This window comes from Algoriphagus sp. NF (genome assembly GCF_028823735.1).
Lineage (GTDB): Bacteria > Bacteroidota > Bacteroidia > Cytophagales > Cyclobacteriaceae > Algoriphagus > Algoriphagus marincola.
In genome coordinates, this window is record NZ_JAPEIB010000017.1 from 62,257 (window position 1) to 85,882 (window position 23,626).

The following is a 23,626-nucleotide window of genomic DNA, read 5'->3' on the forward strand; positions in this document are numbered from 1 at the left end:
CCATGCAAGCCATCGTAGATTTAGTCGCCATTTGTGCGAAAAAAGGCATTCGGCATGCAATTCTTTCTCCTGGTTCTCGCTGTGCCCCTTTGACTCTTGCTTTTGCGAGGAATCCGGAAATACAGACACGAACAATTTCTGATGAGCGATCCGCAGCTTTTATTGCTTTGGGGATGGCTCAGCAACTGAAACAACCTGTAGTTTTGGTCTGCACCTCAGGTTCCGCAGCTCTAAACTATTTTCCGGCTGTTTCTGAGGCATTCTTTCAAGAAATCCCCTTACTTATTCTTACTGCTGATAGACCGCCGGAGTGGATCGATCAGTGGGATGGACAGACGATTCATCAAACCAAAGTCTACGGAAAGCATGTAAAGGAAAGTTTTGACTTTCCAGATAGCTTTCAGCACCAAGATCAACTTTGGTTTGCCCAGCGCATAGTCAATGAGGCTATCAATTTGAGCATCAGTGGTCCTAAGGGGCCTGTTCATATCAACATTCCGCTTCGAGAGCCATTTTATCCCAAAAAAGGAGAATCTTTCTCTGCGTCCCCCAACCTTTCAATTATTCAAGTTCGAGAAGGTAAAAGAAGCCTTTCCAATGAGGACCTTGATGACCTCAAGTCCAAACTAAATGCTTTCAAAAAAATACTAATCGTACCGGGTCAACAGAATCCAGACCCCACTATTTCTGAACTTCTTCAGAAACTTAGCGAAGAACAGCACCTGGTAGTAGTTGCGGATACGATTTCTAATCATCAGATTTCGGGCTCCGTTACTCTGCATGATCATTGGATAGGGAACGAGCCCATCAGTAAGGATTTAGTACCAGACTTGGTTATCAGTTTCGGGAAATCAGTGATTTCTAAATCATTAAAGCTTTTTCTTCGAAAGAATGAAGTCGAGCATTGGCATATTCAAGCTCATCAAGGGCTCCGTGACCCTTTTCAGGGTCTGACTGAGTTCCTTGATTGCGATGCTATATTCTTTTTAAAATGGCTTTCGGAACAAGGCTTTTCGAGCGACAAAGCCTTTCAAGAAAAATGGTCAGGCTTGGAGGAAAAAGTCAGAAATCATTTATTCCACTTTCTTGACCAAGAGGAATTTGGTGAATATCCTACTTTCAAAAGAGTTTTAGAATATATTCCTGCAAACTCACAAATTCAGGTAGCCAATTCCATGGCGGTCAGATACTTGAACTTTTTGGGAAAAAGACCTCAAGAAATTTTTTGCAACAGGGGTACGAGCGGAATCGATGGCAGCAGTAGTACTGCAGTTGGAGCAGCTTGGGTCAATGATGGCTTTGTTACTTTGATTACTGGAGACTTAGCCTTCTTCTACGATCGTAATGCCTTTTGGAACAATTATCCTACTCCCAACTTGCGGATCATCTTACTGAATAATCATGCAGGAGGAATTTTCAGGCTAATAGAAGGCCCATCGCAGCAACCGGAGTTGGAGGAATACTTTGAGACCGAGCAAACACTCGATGCTTCCTATTTGGCCAAGGAACAAGGGTTTGATTATGCATTAGCCCGTGATTCCGAGGAATTGGAAGCTTACCTCCAAGATTTTTTCAAAGAAAGCTCACAACCGAAAATCCTTGAGATCGAAAGTGATAGTGGGGAAAATGCACAGATTCTCAGTCGAATTAAAAAGCGTATCGCTCAGGAGCTTTTGGGAAATTGAGATCAAATTCTGAGCTTTTCTTTCATCCAATTTCTCTTTCTCTAATATGGATATCCGCTTTCTTACAATTATTGACAAAAGTCGGCTTATTGTCTGCTGAAAGAATCGGAATCCGGAAGCTTCGGTCTTCGGTCTTCCAACCAGCCAAGCAAAGAAAATAAGGCAACTGGCATGATTGCGGATAATCAGATTTTATAATTTCCCAAACCCTGCGAACAAAATTTAAATTGTTTTGATTGGATCAAAGAATTAAGATCACATACTTGATTCTTTGGTGATGCATGATTTATCCCTGGGTGTTTTATTCCAAAGTAGCTTTGCGAAAATTCAGAGGTTTTTTTGATTAAGATAAAATCCAAAATGGAAAAAAGCATTTTCAAGCCAATACCAAACCCACACAATAACACATCAAATAGCTAAAATAATTTTCACAGAACCATCACAGCCTATTCCAAAACCAACCTTATTTTGATTAAAATGGCATATTTTGGATCAAATGAGATAGACTCAACTCAACTTTATATACATCATGCCATTTTTTTTTAACTTTAACCAAAACCCAAAATAACAGATGATCATTCGGCTTATCATTATCCTTCTGATAGGTTCTATATCGGCAGCTCAGGCTCAAGTTCCCGGTCTCCCTTTTTCGAAATACTATTCTTCCAACGACTATCAGGGAGGTATCCAAAACTTTGCTTTTACCCAGAGCACATCGGGGATGATTTACGTGGCCAATAACTTTGGACTCCTGGAATATGATGGTACTGAATGGAGGCGGTACTCTTTGCCGAATAGTACCAAAATACGGGATGTAGCCATTGATGAGTTTGGGACTATATATGTATCCGGACAAGCAGAATTTGGATATTTCAAAGCCAATTCTCAAGGAAGGCTTCAATACCAGTCACTATTGGAAAAGTTGCCAACTGAGAAGCAAAATCTAGAAGAGATTTGGAAGATCTTGTTCATCCGGGATAAGGTGGTTTTCTGCACACTGGAGGATATCTTTATTTTCAATAAAAAATTGGATTTAGAGGAAGTTCTGGAAGCAGAGTCAGTGTTTGAGAGTTTTCACTTTGCAAACAATAACCTGGTAGTCAATCAACGTGGCAAAGGTTTACTTTCCTTAGAGACTGGAAAATTGGTCTCAATGGATAATAGTGAGCTTTTTGGTGATAAAGTAGTCGTAAGCTTTATCTCCCTTGCTGGGAACCGACACTTAGTTTTCACTCAAAACGAGGGGATTTTTGAAATCAGTCCTGGCCAAGTCAAACCATGGTCAATTAATCTACCATCTGAAACTCAGATAAACCGTGCACTTAGGCTTAGAAATGGAAACATAGCCCTTGGTACGCAGCGACATGGGATTTTTATAGTAGACCAGAATGGCCGCATACTACTCCGCATGAACAAAGAAAAAGGGCTGAGAAATAATTCAATTCTATCACTTTTTGAAGACACCGTCGGAAATCTCTGGATAGGTCACAACAATGGGATCACCTTACTAGAATTGAGTCTGCCTTTCCGCTTGATTGATCAGTTTTCAGGTCTTCCAGGAACAGGATATGACGCCTACCTGAAAGATGATAAACTCTACTTTGGTACCAATTATGGCCTTTTTTCAAAAGAAGAAAGCCCAGAAGACGAAACGGAGATTGAGCCTATTCCAGGTGGTACAGGGCAAGTTTATCAGATTTCGCAGATCCAAAATCTCTTGCTTTCGGCACAAAATAATGGCGCATTTAGTGTAAACAATCGGAATATATCATCTCTTGGAGGGCCAAATGGAATTTGGAATTTTCAAAGCCTGAAAGATCATCCAAATCTTATCATAAGCGGTAGCTACAATGGCCTTCTACTGTTTGAGCTTACCAATGGATCAGCTCGATTCCTTCGGAAAATCAAGGGTTTTGATGAATCCTCCCGACTGATCGAACAGGACAGCAATGGAGATATTTGGATGGCACATGGCTACAAAGGAGTCTATCGACTTCGCCTTAATGAAGCTTTGGATTCCGTAGAGTCTAAATATTATGGAATAGAATCTGGATTGCCTACCACCCTGCTAAACAGTGTGTGGAAGCTCAATAATCAGGTTGTTTTTTCGACGGAGTATGGTATTTATCGATATAATTCGGATTCAGATCGATTTGAGAAAGATCCCAATTTTGAGCCTTATTTCGATTATGATTTTTTAGCCACAAGCATGGTAGAAGATCCGGCAGGTAATATCTTTTATATCGGTAGTGACGAAGTAGGAGTCTTAGAAAAGCAAATCAATGGAACCTATCAAAAGAATCATCAGATCTTCAATAAGATCAGGCCTTTCTTAAATGATGATTTGCAGAATATATCGCTGATTCGGCCGAATGAAGTTCTATTTGCTGCAAATGAGGGATTCATTTGGTATAAACTTGATAGGAACTACAGAGTATCGACGGTATTCCCTACCATGATTCGATCGGTATATCTTACGGGAATATCAGACTCCATTATTTCAGAAGGAAATTACTGGCTCAACGACACCTTAAATTCAAATGAGGCAAATGAGGAAATTACAACGGTCCCTTATGAAATGGCCCATTTTAGATTTGAAGCAAGCAATCCTATTCCAAACAATGAAAACACCACTCAATATCAATTTTGGCTGGAAGGCTTTGAGGATGACTTTAGCGAATGGTCTACCAGAAGGGATAGGTCCTTTACCAACTTGAGAGAAGGCAACTATATTCTTCACGTTCGTAGTAAAAATATCTATGATCAAGTCGGTCAGGAGGATCAGTTTACATTCAAAGTATTGCCACCATGGTATCGATCGACACTTGCATACCTAATTTATGCAATATTGACGATCACCCTGCTTTACTTACTCTTCCGTATAGCTGATCGAAAATTGAAAAAAACCACCGCGAAGATTCAAGCCGCTCAATCCAAAGTCATCGAGCAAAAGGAAAGTGATTTGCAGGATTCTCAAAAAGAAATCGAACGCCTCAAAACTGAAAAACTAAAATCTGAAATTCAGGGAAAAAATAAAGAATTGGCCTCAGCTACGATGCACTTGATCAATAAAAATGGCTTTATCGTTCAGACAAAATCACATCTCAACAGCATCATCAAAAAGAGTAAAAATCAGGAGGTCAAAAATGAAATCAAAAAGATCATTTCCAGCATTGAAAAAAACATTGCCGGTGACAAAGACTGGGAACAGTTTGAGATGCATTTCGACGAGGTACACGGAGATTTTATGTCTCGATTCAAGTCAAGATTCCCTGATCTTAGTCCACAGGAAATCAAACTGAGTGCATATTTGAGGATGAATCTTTCATCGAAGGAAATAGCCAATCTGATGAATATCACGATTCGGGGAGTGGAGATTGCCCGATATAGACTTCGGAAAAAAATTCAATTGGAGCGTTCTGAAAACCTTCAGGAATTCATCCTAAAATTCTGATACTTTGATTTGAGAATCGGGGGAAGAATCCCCCCCGATTTTTGTTATAAAATAAATCATAAGCCCTATTTGTCCGATTTCTCCCAACGTAAGGGGAATCAACCCCAAAAAAGCTGCAATACCGGAAAACAAAAAAACTCCAGCTACTATGGTAAGCACTCCAACGATCAAAGGGATGAAGGAATAGCGATTTTTGAAGGAAGTAAAGGACATTCCCAACAAAACATAAAAAAATCCAAAAGAACTGATCTTAACCATGTAATAATCTCCCAGGTTGAAAAAGTCAGTTTGTAAAGCAAGGATATCGACTAGACCCCAAATAAGATTAGCCCCTATCATTGCCCAGGCTGCAATTTTCAAAAAGGAATTTGAAAAAAAACCGGCTAGCCTGACCCAGGCAAACATAAATAATACGTAGCCAAAATAAGTGAAGACTTTAATCAGTGAGAAAGCTGTACGACTGATGGCTTCTTTACCTTCTAAAAACTCTATCTCATATCCTATTTCAAAAATCGAGAGAAAGAAATAGATAATACCTGCTGCAATCCCCAAATAGACCAAGGTACTATTTTGAAACTTACTTTCATTTTGGGGTCCTTCTTCTATACCTGCAAAATCCAAAGCCTCAAATAAAGCTTTAACGGTGTACGACCTTGGAGTAACTTCTCCTGCCTCGATGCGCTGAATAGTACGTACATTCAAATTACATTTTTCAACTAACTCCTCTTGTGTGAGCCCTTTGGCTTTTCTCAATTCTGAGATTTTCTTGCCTAATTCTGGTTGCTTCATTGTGAATTGTATTTTTGGTTTGACCATGGCAAGTTGTTTTGAATAGAGAAACTTTAGGACGAAAATGGGGCGGAATTGACCCGACATTTTCCCGACATTTCAGTAAAAATAGCCTTTATGCCTTTTTTAGCCATTTAAAAAAGCCAAAATCAACTTGGTTAAATAATGCGAAGCAAGGAGGAAGATTTTAATTTCTGTTTAGTTTTTCAATGCTTTCCACAAAATCTCAACCGGATGCATTGCCTTTCGTCCGGTGCCATCTGCTATCTGATGACGGCAAGAAGTACCTGGGGCGGCGATTATGGTTTCGGCTTCTGTGTTTCTCACTGCAGGAAAAAGTACCAACTCCCCTACCTGCTGTGAAACCTCATAATGCTCAGTTTCATAGCCAAAGCTACCAGCCATACCACAGCAGCCACTAGGAATCGTTTCTACGCTGTAGTTTACTGGAAGAGAAAGTATCTTCTGCGTCCAAGTCAAAGAAGAAAGCGCCTTTTGATGACAGTGACCATGAAGCTTTATTTTTTGGGTTTGAGCGGTAAAGGAAGAAGAATTGATATTCCCGGCAGCTACTTCCTTGCCCAAAAATTCATCAATCAAATGCACATGAAACTTCAATTTCTTCGCAGCGTTGACCAATTCTTTGCTGACGATTCTAGGATATTCATCCCGAAAACTTAAAATAGCAGAAGGTTCCAAACCTACCAAGGGTGTATTTCCATCAATGAGCTTTTCAAAAATGCGGACATTCGCTTCCGCATGCTTCTTTGCTTTCTGCAAAAGTCCTTTAGAAAGAGCAGATCGACCACTTTCCTGATGATCCACAATTTTGACCTCGTATCCTAATTTTTTCAAAAGGGAAATCGCCTTAATCCCGATCTCGGTGTCATTGTGATTGGTAAACTCATCCACAAAGAAATAAACCGACTTGATTTTATTTGAAGGCCCTGGAAGGGAAGCGTAGTGCTTTTTGTACCACTTTCGAAGGCTGATAGCGCTGATTTCGGGTAGGTTTCGCTTGGGTGCAACTCCAAGGACAGATTTCATCAGGCCTCCTGTCAAGGAGTTTCTCAAAAAAAAGTTGGCAATTCCCGGCACCTTCGATCCCAATTCATTCAACTCATTGATGTGAGCAAAAGCTTTAGAGCGAAGCGGAACTCCATGTGTTTTCTGGTATTGATATAGAAATTCGGCCTTCATACTGGACATATCCACGTTAGATGGACATTCTGCCGTACAACCCTTGCAGCTGAGGCAAAGATCTAAAGCTTCTTTGATCTCAGGATGATCGAAAGCGTTCTCTTTTTTATCCAGCGTCAGAAACTCCCGAAGTGTGTTTGCTCTACCTCTAACTGTGTCCTTTTCATTCCGAGTCGCCATATAACTCGGGCACATGGTTCCTCCTGAACCCGGAAGTTTGCGACAGTCTCCCGAACCATTACATTTCTCAGCCATTCGGAGGATTCCTCCCACATTCGAAAAGTCAATAGCCGTTTGATGCTCCGGAGTTTTCATCCCTGTTTCATAGCGGAGAAATTGATTCATGGGAGCAGCATCGACGATTTTTCCAGGATTGAAGATATTCTTCGGATCCCATTTGTATTTGATTCGGCGGAAAAGCTCATAATTTTTCTCTCCTACCATCAGCGGGATAAAAGCTGCCCTCACACGACCATCTCCATGCTCACCAGATAAAGAACCCTGGTATTTCTTCACCAACTCGGCGGAGGCTTTAGAAATCTTATAAAAATCCTCTACTCCTTCCTGCGTCTTCAAGTCCAAAACCGGACGAAGGTGAATCTCCCCAGCCCCAGCATGGGCATAGTGTACCGGTTTTTGATTGAAGGCAACCATCATCTCATCAAACTCAGCGATGTAATCCGCCAGGTCATCGATATCCACGGCCGTATCTTCAATGCATGCCACCGCTTTAGGGTCTCCGGGGATATTTGCCAACAAACCCAAACCGGCCGCTCGGAGTGCCCACGCAGAAGCCACCTTTTCAGGTTCGATGATGGGATAGGCATAGCCTAGATTGGCTTTCTTTAGATCAGCGATCAAGGCTTCCCCTTTTGTAATTGCTTCCTCCAGTGATTTACCCCGAAACTCTATCATCAAAATTGCTTCCGGGTCACCCTCGACGAAGTACCGATTTTTGGAATATTCAATGCTTTCCTTGGTGCAGTCCAAGATGATTTTATCCATGAGTTCCACCGCAGTAGCAGGATGCTTCATCGCTACTTGAGCAGACTTCATGCTTTCATGAATACTTTCAAAATGAGCTGCAACCACAATGTCTACCGGGTCAGGAAGTGGGTCTAAAGCAATTTTTATCTCTGTTGTGAAAGCCAAGGTTCCCTCGGATCCGGCCAGGAGTTTACAGAAATTAAATTTTTCCTTTCCCTCGAAAAGCTCCGCTTTGAGCAATTCATCTACCGCATAGCCTGTATTCCGACGATGGATGGACTTCTTGGGGAATTGGGAATGGATTTCTTCCCGAACCTCAGGATTATTTAATTCATCAAAAATCTGTCGATAGATGCTTCCTTCCAGATCTTTTTGCGCACACTTTCGGTCAAAATCGTCTTGAGAAATTTCTCCGAAGACGACTTTTTTTCCATCGCTGAGAATCGTGTTTAGTGAGATCACCTTATCCCGAGTCACCCCATAGACAATGGAAGTAGTTCCCGAGGAATTATTCCCCACCATACCGCCAATCATAGCCCGGTTGGCTGTGGAAGTAATCGGACTGAAAAACAGACCGTGAGACTTGAGAAAACGATTCAACTCATCCCGAACGACACCCGGCTGCACGCGAACCCAGCGCTCTTCTTTGTTGAATTCAAGAATTTGGGTAAAGTGCTTCGACACGTCTACCACGATGCCATTTCCCACACATTGCCCAGCCAGCGAAGTTCCGGCAGTTCGGGGAATCAGTGAGGTCCCGTTTTCTGTAGCAAACTGGATGAGCTTCTGAATATCAGACTCAGTTTTTGGAAAGGCAACGGCAAGCGGCATCTCTCGATAGACAGAAGCATCGGTAGCATAAAGTGTCCGACTCAGTCTATCAAATTGCAGGCTACCTTCAAGTTGAGTAGCTAGTTTTTCTAATTGAGGTACTAGGTTGGGTTGGTCTGAAAGCATGGGGTAAAAATAGCTTTCTTAGTCAGATAAAGGAAGAGGAGTCAAAAGAAAAAAATGATGCTTTTTCAATCATTTTTGATCCTTTTGACTCCCCTTTTAAAAATTAATACTAAATCAACTATTAACTAATCGTCGACCCACTTGCGGTTCCCTCATGCGGGGTCAGAAGCTTTAGCTTTCCATCTTTGTCCTCCGCCATCAAGATCATTCCCTCTGAGTCGATCCCCATCATTTTTCGCGGTGCCAGGTTGATCAACATGGTCACTTGCTTGCCGATCAAAAACTCCGGCTCAAAATGCTCAGAAACCCCACTCAACACGGTGCGTTGACCGATTCCGGTATCAACTTTCAGCTTGAGAAGCTTTTTGGATTTGGGCATTTTTTCGGCTTCCAAAACGGTCACCACACGCATATCCAATTTGGCGAAGTCATCATAGGTAATAATCTCCTTCATTGGAGCAACAGGTGCATTTGCAGCTTCATTCATTTTCTTGGCGTCTAATAGTTTTTGTACTTGTTTTTCAACCGTTTCGTCTTCTATTTTTTCAAAAAGCAATCCGGATTGCCCGATTTCCTGACCCTCGACAAGCAAGTCACCTTTACCGGCTTTGGTCCAGTTAGCATCTTCCAAATGGAAAATATCAAACAACTTGGCTGCTGTAAATGGCAAGAAAGGCTCAGAAACAATGGCCAAGTTCGAAGCAATATTCAAGGCAATATTGAGAATGGTTGCCGTCCTTGCCTCATCGCTTTTGATCGTCTTCCAAGGTTCGGTATCTGCCAGGTATTTATTTCCCAATCGCGCCAAATCCATCATAATTCCCAAGGCTTCCCGGAAGCGGAATCTATCCATGGAACTCATGATTTTGGCAGGAAATTCAGCCAATTGATCCAATACTTCCTGGTCATACCCGGTCAATTCTCCTCTTTCAGGAACCTTCCCTTCAAAATATTTATGTGTCAGGACTACCGCCCGATTGATAAAGTTGCCGTATATGGCTACCAATTCGGAATTATTTCTAGCCTGAAAATCCTTCCAGGTAAAGTCATTGTCCTTGGTCTCTGGTGCATTGGCAGTCAAGACATAGCGCAAAACATCCTGCTTTCCCGGAAATTCTTCGAGATATTCATGAAGCCAAACGGCCCAGTTTCGGGAAGTGGAAATTTTATCTCCTTCCAAATTGAGGAATTCATTCGCTGGCACATTATCCGGCAGGATAAAATCCCCGTGGGTCTTTAGAATAGCCGGGAAGATGATACAGTGAAAAACAATATTGTCTTTTCCGATAAAGTGAAGAAGTTGGGTCTCTTCATCTTTCCAATAAGGCTCCCAGTCTTTTCCTTGCTCAGAAGCCCACTCCTTGGTGGAAGAGATGTACCCGATCGGCGCATCAAACCACACATAAAGCACCTTACCTTCTGCGTCTTGTAGCGGAACTTTAATTCCCCAATCCAAATCGCGAGTCATGGAACGTGCCTGCAAGCCATCTCCAGCTTCTAGCCAAGAGCGGCATTGTCCCAAGACATTATTTTTCCAATCCTGTGCATGGTCCTCGAGAATCCACTTTTTCAAGAAATTCTGATAGCGTGCCAAGTCCAAAAACCAATGTTTGGTTTCTTTCAACACAGGCGTTCGACCACTGAGTTTGGAACGGGGATTAATCAGTTCTGTAGGACTGAGTGAAGAGCCACATTTCTCACACTGATCACCATAGGCATGCTCAAAACCACATTTTGGACAGGTTCCCTCGATGTATCGATCAGCCAAAAACTGACCAGCTTCCTCATCATAATATTGTTCGGTACTTTGCTCCAAAAACTCTCCTTTTTCATAGAGATCCTTGAAAAATCCCTGAGCAGTCTCATGATGGATTTTGGCGGAAGTTCGGGAATAATGATCGAAGCTGATTCCAAATTCTTGGAAGCTCTTTTTCATCATCTCATGATAAAAATCCACCACTTCCTGAGGCGTTTTTCCTTCTTTTTTGGCTTTGATGGTAATGGCGACGCCATGCTCATCAGAACCGCCAACAAAAAGGACATCCTTGCCCTGAGATCTCAAGTAGCGCGCATAGATGTCGGAAGGAACGTAACAACCAGCCAAGTGACCAATATGAATAGGACCATTGGCATAAGGCAAAGCTGCGGTAAGGGTATGACGTTTGAAGGATTTATTCATCAGGTGATAAGCTATATTCGTTTTTCAGGGGGCAAAGATAGGGAAAAGCTAGTACCTAATCAGGCATTATCGAATTCCTGTCGGGCTTCTTCGGAAAGAATTCCCTGATAAATAATGGTAATGGCCTGATCAAAAATATCGGAGGGCGGAATCTGAAGGTCCTTTTGAATGGAGGAAGGGAATTTGGCTCGAAAACTTGGATCTAAAAGTGACTGCACCGCCGAGGCATAGAGCATGACCACCAAGCCTACATTCAAATTGGGACGAACTTGTCCACTTTGAATTCCTTCCTGAATCAATCGCTGAAAGCGCTCATAGGCAGATTCCTGAATGTATAAAATCAAATCCTCCCAAACTTCAGGGGCATGTTCGCGAAGATCCTCAAACAGCTCAGGATTAATGGGAGCCAAATAGTTCGCGATGACTGAGAGACTGGATTTTAGCTTCAGGGGAAAAGCGATATACCGATTATCCACGATTGCCTCCACTTTTGCTGTCATTCGGATTTTTAGCTTTTCAAAAGCAGCTGCCAGCAGTTCGGTTTTGGAAGAGAAAAAGCGATAGAGAGTCTTTTTGCTAATCCCCAAAGACTGACAGATATCATCCATGGTCGTGCTGCGAAAGCCCTTTTCCAAAAAAAGTTTATATGCCGCATCGATAATCTTTGCTTCCTGGTTAATTTTTTGAGTCATAGAGGCTTTATTTCGAAAACAAGTGACAAAGGTATTACCCTCCTGAAACTTTTCCACCTTACAACTTTACAAGCATCCAACTTCCAGTTAATTTAGCCATCATTTCAACTATTATGACACAGCAAGAAGCCCAAAAACGCATCGCCCAACTCAGCAAGGATATCAATCATCACAATCACCTGTACTATCAGGAAAGCAGAATTGAAATCTCGGACTATGAATTTGATCAATTGCTAGAGGAACTGATCCGTTTGGAAACTGAGTTTCCGGAGCTTCTTCGAGAAGACAGCCCCAGTCAGCGTGTAGGTGGGACCATTACGAAGGAATTTCAGACTGTCACCCATGAATACAAAATGCTTTCCCTCGGAAATACCTACACGATTGAAGAGCTAGAGGCTTTCGATGAGCGGGTCGAAAAAGGATTGGGCAGGCCTGATTACGAATATTTCTGTGAACTCAAATTCGATGGAGTTGCGATCAGTTTGGTCTATGAAAATGGCACCTTGGCTCGTGCTGTCACCCGAGGAGATGGGACTAAAGGAGATGATGTCACTGCCAATGTGAAGACGATTCGAAATATCCCTTTAAGTATTGAAGGTGAGAATGTTCCGGATAAATTCGAGGTTCGCGGAGAGATCTTTCTTCCCCGAAAGGAATTTGATAAAATCAATGCTGAGCGGGAGAAAAACGGCGAAGCCTTACTGGCAAATCCTAGAAATGCTGCCTCTGGAACTGTAAAAATGCAGGACAGCAGCGTGGTGGCCAAGCGTCGTCTCAACTGCTACTTTTATCAATTGTTGGGAGATGAATTATCAGTAGCTACCCATTCGGAAGCTATTCACCTGATCGAAAAATGGGGATTCAACGTCTCCCCTACTTACCGGAAAGCCAAAACGCTCCAAGAGGTCTTGGATTATATCGAAGACTGGAGAGAAAAACGTCATGAACTACCGCTAGATACGGATGGGGTGGTCTTGAAAATCAATGACTATCAACAGCGAGAAGAATTGGGCTTCACCGCCAAAAACCCCCGATGGGCCATCGCCTACAAATATAAAGCGGAGAGTGCTGAGACGGAATTGCTTTCCATCACCTATCAGGTGGGTCGAACCGGTGCGATTACCCCGGTAGCAAATCTCTCTCCTGTCAGCCTTGCAGGCACAACCGTCAAGCGGGCATCCCTCCACAATGCCAATGAAATCGAGCGCTTGGGAATTTATGAAGGGGATTTTGTCTCGGTGGAAAAGGGCGGAGAAATCATTCCAAAAATTACGGCAGTCAATCTGGCAAAAAGAAAAGCAGGTGCTAGTCCTATTCAGTATATTAACACCTGTCCGGAATGCGGGACTAAACTGGAACGAAAGGAGGGTGAGGCCAAGCACTTTTGCCCCAATGCCGCTAGCTGCCCTCCACAAGTTTTGGGAAGGATCGAGCACTTTGTCAGCAAGCGGGCCATGGACATTGACTCCATGGGTACTGAGCGGATTCGGGCTTTGATTGATCAGGGATTCATCCGAAGTTATGCTGATATCTACGATCTCGAGGCTAAAGAAAAGGATCTCCTAGGCTTAGAAATGAGTCAGGATCAATACGAAAAAGAAGGAAGTGGCTTATTGTACATCAGTTTAGAAAAAGCGCTTTTTGCTCTGACAGAAAGCATTTCTTTCAAGCAAATCCAAGAGTACTTGACCGAGGCGGCAGAACTACCGCTTTTTGACACACTTCGAGGATTTCAGGAACAAATTCGAAAATGGAAAAAGAAAGTCTCCTCTAACGTGGGGATGGTGGATTACCTCATCCATGCATTGAAGGAGCATGCCGATTTGCCCAAATTGGAAGACTTCGTGCCGGTAGCCGTTGTTTTGGATATCTTTTTGGGAAGGCGATCCGACTTCGAATCCATTTTGGAAGCTAGCAAAAAAGAAGGAACAGTACACGGCATCTTGCTCAAACTAGAGGTAGATATTCCTGATGAGGTGAGGGAACGAATTAAAAAACTAAAGGCAAACACCTTCCAGGAAGGGGTCATTTCCAATATGCTGGAAGGGATCAAAGCTTCCAAAGAACAATCATTTGAAAAGGTGCTGTTTGCCTTGGGAATTCGAAATATCGGAGAAAACACCGCCCAGCTTTTGGCTAGACACTTTGGAAGTATCCAAAAGCTCCAAGAGGCATCAAGCGAACAGCTGCTGGATATCAATGGTGTGGGCGAAACCTTGGTTCAAAGTATTCAGGACTTTTTTGCACAGGAGGAGAACTTGGAGCATATTGAGCGATTGAAGGCACAAGGGTTACATTTTGAAATCCAGGAAGATGAAAATCAGCCCAAAAGTCAGGCATTGGCTGGAAAGCGAATTTTAGCTTCTGGAAAGCTGGAGAATTTCAAACGGGATGAAATCAAAGATTTTGTGCAAGCGCACGGAGGACAATACATCAGTGCCGTGAGCAAGAATTTGGACTTTATCATCGAGGGGGAAGGAATGGGACCCAGCAAAAAAGAAAAGGCAGAGAAACTTGGGGTGCCAATGATTTCGGAAGAAGAGTTTTTGAAGATGGTGAAAGGTTGAGGATTCCATTCTCTCACTACGAAATACAATTGAAATATATCTCACTCCGTTCGTGCCTGCCTGCCGTGGCAGGAAATATTCTGGAAAAATAAAGGCTTGAAAAAAGGAGTGCTGAAGGCACAACTTGTACAAGCCCAGTATGAGCAAAGCGAAATGCTGGGTAAAAAGACACAAAACCACCCCAGCGCTGGCCCATTATTTAAAAAAAGAAATGAATATCCAGTCCCAGCAAGAGAAAGTAAAGCCTTGAAAAAATACCGTGCGTGATGACACGAAAGGCGGCGAGAGTCATTTTTTCCAGCAAGACAGAGACGAATGCACAAGTCCTGAGACTTGCGCCAAAGAGAGCAGTCAGCAGAAGCCTTTTTGCAGTCCAAGCCTGTCTGGCCGGAAGGCAGATCAGGAGACCTGCCCGTCCGGCAGGCGGGCTTAAACTATATAAGTGAAATATTATAACATATGATTTCTGGAGGAAAAAGACGCCGCAGGTGTCAAACTTTTCAATAGCCCCGGGTTTCAACCCGGGGTATATGATTTACCATATTACCAGAGCGCTGGCCCATTATCAATAAACAGAATTAAAAACTCCATGCCAGCAAGACGAAGACGAATTAAAAACGCAGTCAGGAGACTGCATTATTCAAGGCACAAGTCCTGAGACTTGCGCTAAGGAGAGCAGTTAGGAGAAGCCTTTATGTAGTCCAAGCCCGTCCGGCAGGCGGGCTTGAACTACCTATGAATAAAGCACCATGAAATAGCCCCGGTTTCGGAAAACCGAGACAATTCCTTGTTTTTCTTGGTATTATTTATTTTTTAATTGGTTAAACCCTTATACGAATGAATGGATTTTTAGAAAACTGGGCTCAATCAGCCTACACAAGTGTAGGCTTGTTTTGGATGGCACTTTGGGCCTTTATTTTAGGCTATGCATTGAGTTCGCTGATTCAAGTTTTTGTGACCGAACGAAAGATGCAAAAAACCATGGGCGGCAGCGGGGCGAAAAGTATGGGACTGGGTACTTTCTTTGGTTTTATCAGCAGTTCCTGCAGTTTTTCGGCCTTGGCTACTACCAAGTCACTTTTTCAAAAAGGAGCAAGTTTCTCAGCAAGCATAGCATTTCTATTGGCTTCAACCAATTTAGTGATTGAATTAGGAATAGTGATTTCTATTTTTCTGGGTTGGCAGTTTGTTGTTGGAGAATATGTAGGAGGATTATTGCTAATTCTATTTTCTTGGATTTTGATACGGATAATCCGACCAAAAAAACTTATCGAATCTGCACGAAATAACTTAGGCAAAGCCGAGAATGAGCAGAAGGCAGAAAAATCTTTTAAGTCAAGAATTCACAAAGCGGAAAATTGGAAAAAAGTCGGAAGAAAATACGTGATGGAATGGGATATGGTCTGGAAAGACGTAACGATTGGGTTTACGGTTGCTGGAATTGTAGCTGCCTTTGTACCGAACTCTTTCTTTCAGACTTTATTTATCAATACGGGTGAAGGGCGGGAATCCTTTTCCTCTCTCACTTTACTCCAGCATGTGATCATTGGACCGATCGCAGCATTTCTCACCTTTATCGGTTCGATGGGGAATATTCCCTTGGCAGCCTTGCTTTTTGGAAAAGGGGTGAGTTTTGCCGGAGTGATGGCCTTTATTTTCAGTGATTTGGTGGTTTTTCCGGTGTTGCGGATCAATGCGACTTACTATGGATGGAAAACCTCTCTATTCATTCTTTTTTTATTGTTTTCATCTTTGATAGTTGCCGCCTTGATTCTGCATTATGGGTTTGACATTCTTGGTATTCTTCCAAGCCCCTCCAATGTAGACTTATCTAATCAAGACCACTTCAAAATTGATTATACTTTTTTTCTCAATCTGGCCTTCCTTGGACTTTCTGGACTGCTGGTTTATTTAGGGTTTTATTGGAAGAAAGGAGAGCAGAATCATCATCACCATCAGATGGCACCTAAAAGTAAGATCATGGAAAGGACATTAAAATATTTGGCTTTTGCTGCCTATGCTTGGCTATTTGGAGGAATGTTCGTTTGGGGATTTATCCTCTAAAGTTCTTTTTAACTGCTTTTGATTATATCTAATCAATTTTCATCAAAAGAAATGTGCTATCCAAGATCCAATAGCCTTGGATTTTGAATCGCCCTTGACCAAATTTTTATCAACGGAACTCAAAAAGCTTATAGACCCTTATCTTTGCATCTGATATGCAAAACGACAAGAACTCTAAATTTTACGGAACTGGTGTGGCATTGGTCACGCCTTTTACAAAAAATGAAAATATTGACCTGAAGGCGCTTGCCAAGCTCATCGATCATTGCATCGATGGAGGTGCGGATTACTTGGTGGTTTTGGGTACCACCGGGGAAGTAGCCACGCTTTCTGCTGCAGAAAAACGACAAGTATTACAAGCAGCTGTCTCCTTCGTAGATCAGCGTGTACCCATTGTGTATGGCCTTGGCGGAAATAATACCTCAGGGATTCTGGAGGAGATTGAAAACACTGATTTTCAAGGAGTCGATGCAGTTCTCTCTGTCAGTCCCTACTACAATAAACCTTCTCAGGCGGGCATTCAGGCTCATTATGAAGCAATCGCAGACAAGTGCCCTGTGCCAGTCATTCTTTACAATGTTCCAGGTCGGACTGGTTCGAATCTTACAGCTCAAACCACCCTGAATCTGGCCAAGCATGAGAATATCATCGGGATCAAGGAAGCTTCCGGTGATCTTACGCAATGCATGGAAATCGCTGCCAACAAACCGGAAGATTTCCTATTGATATCTGGCGATGATATGCTTACCGTTCCTATGCAAAGCATCGGAGGAGTGGGCGTGATTTCAGTCTTGGCAAATGCCTTTCCAGCAACTTTCCGGAAACTCACCCAAGGAGGATTTACCGAAAAGCAAGAGGCGGTATACTCCCTTCTAGAGATCAATCCACTCATGTATGCTGAAGGCAATCCGGTAGGTTTGAAGGTGATTTTGAATGAAATGGGTCTGTGTAGCGAAGAAGTCCGACTTCCTTTAGTCGAGGCTAGCGAGGAACTCAAACAAAAAATCAAAGCAGCGCTGGAAAAGATCGATTATTAATGACCAATGCACTCTCCATTTCCGAACTCGGGCAACTCGTCAAATCCACCCTTGAAAATGAGTTGACCCCCACCTATTGGGTGATTGGAGAGATTGCAGACTTTCGGGTAGCTGCAGCAGGTCATGCTTATTTTGAATTGGTAGAAAAAAGCGGGAATCAGGTGCTAGCCAAAATGCGTTCCAACTGCTGGGCTTTCACCTACCGCTCCATTGCTTCCCGGTTTGAAAGCCTTACTGGAAGTGGCATCAAAAACGGGATGAAAGTCCTCGCTCAGGTGCAGGTGACTTTTCATCCTGTTTATGGATTTAGCCTGAATGTCAAGGATATAGACGCTTCTTTTTCTTTGGGCGAACGAGCCCGAATCAGACAGGAAACCATCGACCGATTGACTCGGGAGGGAATTCTTCGCCTCAATGCCCGGCACGATCTTCCTAAAGTCATTCAGCGAATCGGCATTATCTCCAGTCCTACTGCAGCCGGATATGGTGATTTTGTCAATCAATTGGAGCAAAACGGCCAAGCCTACAAAATCTATCATCGCCTCTTTCCATCCCTGATGCAGGGAAATGAGGCTGCCGCAAGTATCCGAGCAGCAATCGAAGTGGCTGAATCCCAAAAAGACAAGCTTGGTCTAGACGCCCTGATCATTATCAGAGGAGGGGGAGCTCAATTGGATTTGGACTGTTTTGATGATTATCAACTTGCCCTCAGAATCGCCAATAGTAGCTTACCCATCATTACAGGAATCGGGCATGAGCGGGATGAAACAGTAGCAGATTTGGTAGCCCACTCCCAACTCAAAACGCCTACTGCAGTGGCGGAATTTATCCTTTCCAGTTTTCGGATTTTCGAGGAAAGTATGATGCTGCTCGTCACGAGGATTGATCGGATCACAAATCAGCAGCTTAAACTTTCCCAAAATCAATTGGGTGTGCTATCGCAACGGATTCAGTCCCTTGTTTTGTCTCAAATCCGATTAGAAAATGAGCGAATAGAAGGCCGAAAAGAGCGGGTCATCCGGGCAGCCAATTTGCAAACGAAGAATCAACTGGAGTTTTTAAACTCCTTGCAAAAATCCATTCAAAGCCTAAGCAATCAGCACATTCTAAACAATTCACAGCGATTGGAAAGCTTGGAAAAGATGCTGGAGCAACTGGATCCACGGTCCATCCTAAAACGAGGCTACACAAGAACTGAAATTGACGGAACCCCCATACACTTGACAAAGGCGAAAGTGGGAGACCGACTTCGAACCATCTCGGAAAATCAAGATATAGAAAGTACCATTACCCAAATAAAGGAGGCAAATGAAAACGTATAAAGAATCTGTAGAAAGACTGGAACTAATTCTCAGCCAATTGGAAGAAGGAAAAAAAAGTGTGGACGAACTTTCAGAGTTGGTCAGGGAAGCTTCTGAACTTGTCAAAACCTGCAAGGAAAAACTTCGAACCACGGAAGAAGATATTCAAAAGGCTTTTCAAGAGCCTTGATTTTCACCCCTTCGAACAATAAAATTTGAGTCTTTTGAGTTTTTAGGGATATCCAAGCAAAGACATTGGCATATTTGTTGTCAAATTTGCAGCACAGAGATTTTCCAGATAAAACGTGATGAATTTGAGCCGCCAACTTCTTTTTTTACTTCCAGTATTACTAGCTTCTACCCTTCTGGCAGAAGCCCAGAATTTTTATAAAGAGCGAATTTCAAGAAATAATATATTGACGATTGGAGCAGGTCCTTCTTTCGCGTATTTGGACAATGGTGGGCAGTACCGTTCTTTAGATTTTGAGATCAAACCTTCTATAGCCGTCTCTTTGACCCGCAAAATCACCTCTACCATGGACGTGCGGGCAACTTTAGGCATGCAATCCATCAGCAGTGGCGGCAACCCTCCTACTGCATTGCGAGATCAATGGTTTGCCAATTTCTCTTCCTTCACCGTTAGAGGCTCTGCTTTCTATTTTGATGTGATTCCAAGCTTTAACCTCATTCGCTTTTCCAACCATATGCATCGCTCCAAAGTCAATTTGTATGGCGGTGCGGGATTGGGAGTGCTTCATGCATTTACGGAGCAGACCAAATCTTTCAGTCCGGATGAAACCCCTACCAAGCATCAAACCACCACTGGCTATGTGCCGGTAAGAGCAGGCCTAAGCTTTAAAATCGGTCCCTATTCAGACATTGCCGGAGAAGGAACCATGCTTTGGACATTCACCGACAATCTAGACGGCAATGTAGGATCCAATCGCTATGGAGATCATTTATTCCAAGCTCAAATCGTCTATCGCCGCTTTTTCCGTCCGAAGGAAATGGATTAAAGCAAGGAATTCAAAGAACACTTCCCAAGGATTAATTTTTTCCGATCAGGAACTTCACAGGGAGATAACCTTGATCCCACCTTTTTTCCCTACCTTTGCGGCTTGAAAAACGCAGATCATGCAGAATATCAGAAATATCGCGATTATCGCACACGTTGACCACGGCAAAACTACCCTAGTCGACAAAATCATCCACGCATCCAAAATCTTCCGGGAGAATCAGCAGTTTGACGATTTGATCCTGGACAACAATGACTTGGAGCGTGAAAGAGGAATTACCATCCTATCCAAAAACGTATCCGTACGCTACAAAGACACCAAAATCAACATCATTGACACCCCGGGTCACGCCGACTTTGGAGGCGAGGTAGAGCGTGTCTTGAAGATGGCCGACGGGGTAATCCTCCTAGTAGATGCCTTCGAAGGACCGATGCCACAGACCCGATTTGTATTGGGTAAGGCACTCTCTCTTGGCCTGACCCCTATCGTGGTGGTCAATAAGGTGGATAAGGAAAACTGTCGCCCGGACGAGGTGCATGAAGCGGTATTCGACCTGATGTTCAACTTGGACGCTACCGAGGAGCAATTGGAATTCCATACGCTTTATGGTTCGGCCAAGCAAAACTGGATGGGTCCTGATTGGAAAAATCCGACAGACTCTATCCTTCCGCTTTTGGATGCGATCTTGGAATATATTCCAGAGCCAAAGATCGAAGAAGGAAGCCTTCAGATGCAGATCACCTCATTGGATTACTCCAACTTTGTAGGTCGTATCGCGATCGGAAGAGTAAAGAGAGGAAGCGTCACCGAAAACCAACAAATTGCCCTTTGCAAAGCTGATGGCAGCATCAAGAAAATGCGCGTCAAAGAGCTTCATACATTTGAAGGATTGGGTAAAAATAAAGTACAGTCCGTACAGGCTGGAGATATCTGTGCGATTACCGGATTAGAAGATTTTGAAATCGGCGACACCGTAGCTGATGTAGAAAAACCCGAACCACTTCCCCGAATTGCGATTGATGAGCCTACCATGAACATGCTCTTCACGATCAACAACTCCCCTTTCTTCGGAAAAGAAGGAAAGTTTGTGACTTCCCGTCACCTACGGGATCGATTGATGAAGGAAATGGAGAAAAACCTCGCCCTAAGGGTAGAACCTACCGATTCAGAGGATAAATTCTTGGTCTATGGCCGGGGAATTCTTCACTTGTCAGTCTTGATCGAGACTATGCGTAGAGAAGGCTATGAACTCCAAGTAGGGCAGCCTCAGGTGATTTATAAAGAGATTGACGGAGTACAGTGCGAGCCGATCGAGACCTTGGTGGTGGATGTACCTCAAGAAACTGCCGGAAAAGTCATCGAACTGGCTACGCAGCGAAAAGGCGAATTGCTGATCATGGAGCCTAAAGGTGATTTGCAGCATTTGGAGTTCAAGATCCCTTCCAGAGGATTGATCGGACTGCGAAATAATGTATTGACAGCCACGCAGGGAGAAGCGATCATGAACCACCGATTCTCTGCCTATGAGCCCTTCAAAGGGAATATCCCTGGAAGAATCAATGGTTCGCTTATTTCCATGGAAGGCGGGCCTTGTACAGCCTATGCCATAGACAAGCTTCAGGATCGCGGCGTATTCTTTGTCGAGCCGGGAGAAGACCTGTACACCGGACAGGTGATTGGTGAGCACTCGAGAGACAATGACATTGTAGTCAATGTGCAAAAAGGAAAGAAACTGACCAACATGCGCGCCTCGGGGTCTGATGACAATACCCGAATTGCCCCTCCTAAGCGATTTTCCTTAGAAGAGTCCATGGAATACATCCAAAAGGATGAGTACCTGGAGATCACGCCCAAAAGCATCCGAATGCGAAAAATCTATTTGGATGAGAATGAGCGGAACCGCATGGCGAAGAAAGAAGCATAAGTGAGTAGCAAGTAGCTAGTATCAAGTATCAAGTACTTTGCATCAAGTACAAAGTACCAAGACGACCCCGAAGGTTTTTAAGACCTTTGGGGTATTTTTTTGGCCTTTGGGCTTTCCAAGAACCTCGAAGGCCTTTTAAAGTTTCTGTTATATAGTATCAGGTACTTAGAATCATGAAGAAACCATAAAATAACTTTCGGTTCGTGTCTCCACGAACCGAGGCATAAGCACCGATAAAGAAAAAAACATCACCTAAGACTTCATTAGAAATTAAAAATTTGATAATTTCAGGAGGTTTAGTTTTTAGGCATGAAAACCATTTTTGTAAAAAACGCGGAAAATAAGGGTAAACAGCAGGTCTTAGTGGAGTTGGCTTATGATGAGACCTTGATCCAAAAAATCAAGTTGTTTCCAAATGCAACATGGAATGCCCGCGAGAGGGCATGGGTACTACCCTATTCAGACACGATTATCAGTGATTTATTGGCTGCATTTCGGGGATTTGCTTGGGTGGATTATTCTCAATTTCATAAACATGAAGCCAAAGCAATTAGTCCTCTTCCAAAATTAAGCCCGGATCGAGAAAAAGATATTGAAGTCTTTATCGAATACATGCGCAACCGACGACTTTCTGAATCAACTGTCAAGCAATATTCCTCCGGATTGGCAGTATTTTTTAGATTTTTAGAAAATAAAAAACCGGAATTGGTAGGGTCAGAAGATTTGCACAATTTTCAAAGAGACTACATCCTCAAAAACAAATTCTCTGTTTCCTACCAGTCAGGGATAATCAATGCGATAAAAAAGTTTTTTGAGAGTCAAAAATCCAAAAAACTGGACCCCTTGTCCATAGAACGACCAAAGCGAGAAAAAAGACTTCCACAAGTGCTCAGCAAAGAAGAGGTGAAGGCCTTGTTGAATGCGCACCAAAACATAAAACACCGTACGATATTAAGCTTGGTCTATGCCTGCGGGCTTCGTCGAGAGGAGCTTTTGAATCTGCGGATTGAAGATGTAGAGTCTAAAAGGAAAATACTGCGGATCAATAAAGGAAAAGGGAATAAGGACCGGATAGTCCCAATCAGTGAAAGAATCATTGAGATGCTCCGACAGTATTTTCTGGCTGCGAAGCCGACCACATTTTTATTTGAGGGAAGTCGTCCAGGAGAGCCCTACAGTGAAGGAAGTATCCAAAAGGTACTCAAGTCAGCAGCAAAAAAAGCCAAAATCAAAAAGCCGGTGACACTTCATTGGTTGAGGCACTCTTACGCAACGCATCTGATGGAGAGCGGGACAGACCTTCGAATGATACAGATGCTACTGGGTCATGGAAGCAGTAAAACCACAGAGATTTACACACATGTATCTCAAAAGAGCTTGGAGAATGTAAAAAGTCCATTTGATGATTTATAAATAAACGTAAAAAAGGTGCATTTATGCACCCAAATAAGATGAATAAACGCACTCAAGGTGCATAAATAAATAAGTTGTGTTTCATGCAAAAAAAAATACCGTATCATCATTTTTTGTAAATTTGGACTATGGAATCAAAAACCGACATACTGAATAAGCTTCGTGAACTTAAACCGATTCTTTCAAAAGAATATGCGGTTAGGCGAATTGGTCTGTTTGGGTCATTCGCTGACAACAGCGCTGACGAAAATAGCGACATTGATTTGCTTGTTGAACTTGACAAACCAATTGGATGGAAGTTCTTTTCGCTTGAGATTTACCTTGAAAAAATATTCGGACGTAAAATTGACCTTGTCACAAA

General features: G+C 42.9%; 17 protein-coding genes. 13 read left to right on the plus strand and 4 right to left on the minus strand.

Annotation, left to right across the window (positions count from 1 at the left end):
* Positions 1 to 2 precede the first annotated feature (2 nt).
* Together menD and OU792_RS10050 are read left to right on the plus strand one after the other, a co-directional pair.
* Positions 3 to 1,685, plus strand: coding sequence for a 2-succinyl-5-enolpyruvyl-6-hydroxy-3-cyclohexene-1-carboxylic-acid synthase (menD, locus tag OU792_RS10045; protein ID WP_274670087.1), 1,683 nt, complete (start codon positions 3 to 5; stop codon positions 1,683 to 1,685).
* A 571-nt stretch (positions 1,686 to 2,256) separates the two neighbouring features.
* Positions 2,257 to 5,139, plus strand: coding sequence for a two-component regulator propeller domain-containing protein (locus tag OU792_RS10050; protein ID WP_134202786.1), 2,883 nt, complete (start codon positions 2,257 to 2,259; stop codon positions 5,137 to 5,139).
* On the opposite strand, the gene OU792_RS10055 is transcribed toward OU792_RS10050, so the two are convergent.
* The 4 genes from OU792_RS10055 to OU792_RS10070 all read right to left on the minus strand — a co-directional run bounded on the left by OU792_RS10055 (position 5,128) and on the right by OU792_RS10070 (position 11,943).
* The gene (locus OU792_RS10055) at positions 5,128 to 5,928 is read right to left on the minus strand and encodes a helix-turn-helix domain-containing protein (RefSeq protein ID WP_166669428.1); all 801 of its coding nucleotides are present in this window, start codon (positions 5,926 to 5,928) and stop codon (positions 5,128 to 5,130) included. The genes OU792_RS10050 and OU792_RS10055 overlap by 12 nt on opposite strands.
* Before the next feature lie 198 nt (positions 5,929 to 6,126).
* The gene (locus tag OU792_RS10060) at positions 6,127 to 9,072 is read right to left on the minus strand and encodes an FAD-binding and (Fe-S)-binding domain-containing protein (RefSeq protein WP_274670088.1); all 2,946 of its coding nucleotides are present in this window, start codon (positions 9,070 to 9,072) and stop codon (positions 6,127 to 6,129) included.
* 121 nt (positions 9,073 to 9,193) lie between these two features.
* Positions 9,194 to 11,251: a methionine--tRNA ligase gene (metG, locus tag OU792_RS10065; RefSeq protein WP_446698892.1), complete on the minus strand. Its 2,058-nt coding sequence runs from the start codon at positions 11,249 to 11,251 to the stop codon at positions 9,194 to 9,196.
* 59 nt (positions 11,252 to 11,310) lie between these two features.
* Complete coding sequence (locus OU792_RS10070; protein ID WP_134202790.1) at positions 11,311 to 11,943, minus strand: TetR/AcrR family transcriptional regulator; 633 nt, start codon at positions 11,941 to 11,943, stop codon at positions 11,311 to 11,313.
* Positions 11,944 to 12,056: 113 nt separating this feature from the next.
* Here OU792_RS10070 and ligA point away from each other — a divergent pair, with 113 nt between their 5' ends.
* From ligA to OU792_RS10125, 11 genes are all read left to right on the plus strand, one after another.
* Complete coding sequence (ligA, locus tag OU792_RS10075; RefSeq protein WP_274670089.1) at positions 12,057 to 14,510, plus strand: NAD-dependent DNA ligase LigA; 2,454 nt, start codon at positions 12,057 to 12,059, stop codon at positions 14,508 to 14,510.
* Positions 14,511 to 14,606: 96 nt separating this feature from the next.
* Positions 14,607 to 14,777 carry a hypothetical protein gene (locus tag OU792_RS10080; protein ID WP_274670090.1) on the plus strand — a complete coding sequence of 57 codons (171 nt, stop codon included), beginning with the start codon at positions 14,607 to 14,609 and terminating at the stop codon, positions 14,775 to 14,777.
* Positions 14,777 to 14,956, plus strand: a complete 180-nt coding sequence (locus OU792_RS10085; protein WP_222583522.1) for a hypothetical protein — start codon at positions 14,777 to 14,779, stop codon at positions 14,954 to 14,956. Before OU792_RS10080 ends, OU792_RS10085 begins: the two co-directional genes overlap by 1 nt.
* A 391-nt stretch (positions 14,957 to 15,347) precedes the next feature.
* Positions 15,348 to 16,574 (plus strand): permease, encoded by a 1,227-nt coding sequence (locus tag OU792_RS10090; protein WP_274670091.1) that lies wholly within the window; start codon positions 15,348 to 15,350, stop codon positions 16,572 to 16,574.
* A gap of 155 nt (positions 16,575 to 16,729) precedes the next feature.
* The gene (gene dapA / locus OU792_RS10095; protein WP_133391255.1) at positions 16,730 to 17,611 is read left to right on the plus strand and encodes a 4-hydroxy-tetrahydrodipicolinate synthase; all 882 of its coding nucleotides are present in this window, start codon (positions 16,730 to 16,732) and stop codon (positions 17,609 to 17,611) included.
* On the plus strand, positions 17,611 to 18,933 hold the full coding sequence (gene xseA, locus OU792_RS10100; RefSeq protein WP_274670092.1) for an exodeoxyribonuclease VII large subunit: 1,323 nt from the start codon (positions 17,611 to 17,613) through the stop codon (positions 18,931 to 18,933). The genes dapA and xseA overlap by 1 nt, the downstream gene beginning before the upstream one ends.
* Positions 18,920 to 19,102, plus strand: coding sequence for an exodeoxyribonuclease VII small subunit (xseB, locus tag OU792_RS10105; RefSeq protein ID WP_133391253.1), 183 nt, complete (start codon positions 18,920 to 18,922; stop codon positions 19,100 to 19,102). The genes xseA and xseB overlap by 14 nt, the downstream gene beginning before the upstream one ends.
* A 118-nt stretch (positions 19,103 to 19,220) precedes the next feature.
* On the plus strand, positions 19,221 to 19,928 hold the full coding sequence (locus tag OU792_RS10110) for a hypothetical protein (RefSeq protein ID WP_222583526.1): 708 nt from the start codon (positions 19,221 to 19,223) through the stop codon (positions 19,926 to 19,928).
* Positions 19,929 to 20,046: 118 nt separating this feature from the next.
* Positions 20,047 to 21,852 (plus strand): translational GTPase TypA, encoded by a 1,806-nt coding sequence (typA, locus tag OU792_RS10115; RefSeq protein WP_026947425.1) that lies wholly within the window; start codon positions 20,047 to 20,049, stop codon positions 21,850 to 21,852.
* A gap of 309 nt (positions 21,853 to 22,161) precedes the next feature.
* Positions 22,162 to 23,265 (plus strand): site-specific tyrosine recombinase/integron integrase, encoded by a 1,104-nt coding sequence (gene xerA / locus OU792_RS10120; RefSeq protein WP_133391251.1) that lies wholly within the window; start codon positions 22,162 to 22,164, stop codon positions 23,263 to 23,265.
* Between the two features lie 128 nt (positions 23,266 to 23,393).
* Positions 23,394 to 23,626, plus strand: a 233-nt coding sequence (locus OU792_RS10125) for a nucleotidyltransferase family protein (protein WP_274670093.1), incomplete at its 3' end; no start/stop codon positions are given.